The sequence below is a fragment of the Paenibacillus alba genome (assembly GCF_013204855.1).
GTDB classification, from domain to species: domain Bacteria; phylum Bacillota; class Bacilli; order Paenibacillales; family NBRC-103111; genus Paenibacillus_E; species Paenibacillus_E alba.
Genome location: NZ_JABMKZ010000089.1, coordinates 1 through 1589, shown reverse-complemented (window position 1 = coordinate 1589; position 1589 = coordinate 1). Strand labels below are relative to the sequence as shown.

At 42.0% G+C, this 1589-nt stretch carries 1 protein-coding gene; it reads right to left on the bottom strand.

The features are described from left to right. Positions 1-114 precede the first annotated feature (114 nt). Entirely contained in the window at positions 115-1332 is a 1218-nt protein-coding gene (locus HQN90_RS37970; RefSeq protein WP_173227984.1) for an IS110 family RNA-guided transposase, read from the bottom strand. Positions 1333-1589 lie beyond the last annotated feature (257 nt).

The following is a 1589-nucleotide window of genomic DNA, read 5'->3' as shown; positions in this document are numbered from 1 at the left end:
AACTACCATGAAAATTAGAAAGCTGGCAGTCGAAGAAAAAGACATCACTAAATAAGACGCGGCTCAGTCTCTTTTAAAAAAATTGCAGCGCATAGGATTTGCGTAATCCGTAGATCAGGAGACTTCAGAAATTGTTACGTTGTAGCCTAAGGTTTCAAGTCTTCGAACTGAATTCCTTACAATAGATCCGAGTTTTTGCTTATCAAAATAATCTTCACCTAAATCTACATACATTTCTTTTCTTGTCAGCAGATAATATGCAATTCTTAGCATGGCATGTGCTACTACAATAGCTGCTCGTTTCCTGCCTTTTCGTGCTAATGTTCGCCTGTACATAGCGCCAAGGTAGTTTTTGGAGGCACCTACGGAGTGTGCGGCTTCTGTTAGTGCAGATTTTAGATATTTGTTTCCTTTCTTTCCTTTAGAAGACTTCCTTTTGCCTGCGCTCTCATTATGTCCAGGTACTAGTGCTGCCCATGAACACAAGTGAGCCGCGCTTGGAAATTGGTCTTTAATGTTTGTTCCTATTTCAGCTAAAATTTGTTCAGCCATTCGAGTGGCAATTCCAGGAATAGAGTCTAATCGCTCGATGTCCTCCTGATGCAAGATGACTCTCTGTGAAACCTCTTGATCTAACATCTCAATTTGCTCAGTGAGGAAGTCAATATGAGCTAAAATGGTTTTGAGCATCATTCGTTGATGAGGATTAACGTAACCTCGAAGAGCGAGTTCGAGTTCATCTTTTTTCTTTTTCATAGTTCGTCGAGCGAGTCCTGCCAATTTTTCAGGATCTTCTTCACCGTTTGCAATCGCGTTAAGCATGTCCTTAGATGAGACCCCCATAATATCTGAAACCACAGAGCCCAGTTTAATGTTAGCTCCTTCTAGCACTTTTTGAATTCGATTATGTTGCCTAGCACGTTCTTCAATGATGCTTCGGCGATAACGAACTAATTCACGTAATTCTCGTTGCACTCGATTTGGTATAAAACTAGCTTTCAGAAGTCCATGACGAAGAAGTTGGGCGATCCATTCCGCATCTTTGACATCTGTTTTACGTCCAGGCAAAGCTTTCATATGTTGAGCATTCACGACAAGAAACTCAATATCCTCAGCTTCTAATAAGTTAACAATTGGTTTCCAGAATACGCCTGTACTCTCCATAGCTACGTGGGTACAACCATGCTTTTTAATCCAGTCAATTAACTGTAGGAGAAATACTGTTTTAGTAGAAAATGTTTGAATCTCCTTTCCTTCGGGTGTCATCGTACATGCAGTAATGGAATCCTTATGAACATCCATGCCACATGCTCGCTCAATGAGTATATCCATTGAAATTTTCCTTTCTACAGCCTGAATATGGGCTGGTGCAACAACCAAAATAGGATTAATCTACCATGAGTGCTTCCCGAAGGAGCGACATTCTGTGATGCACCGTGGTTGGTGGAGTCAGACTAACGGTTGGGCTCTAACGCACCATAGTTGATCGACCTTCCTCACCCAGCCGTAGTAGAAGTATTGACGGATTTTATCCATTTTCATCCTCTGTGGTGCAGCGCTGGTCTTGCGCTGCATGAACGGCTAACGGG

Excerpts from the sequence above, each read along its gene's own strand:
- HQN90_RS37970 (WP_173227984.1), bottom strand. The coding sequence starts at position 1,332 with ATGGATATACTCATTGAGCGAGCATGTGGCATGGATGTTCATAAGGAT.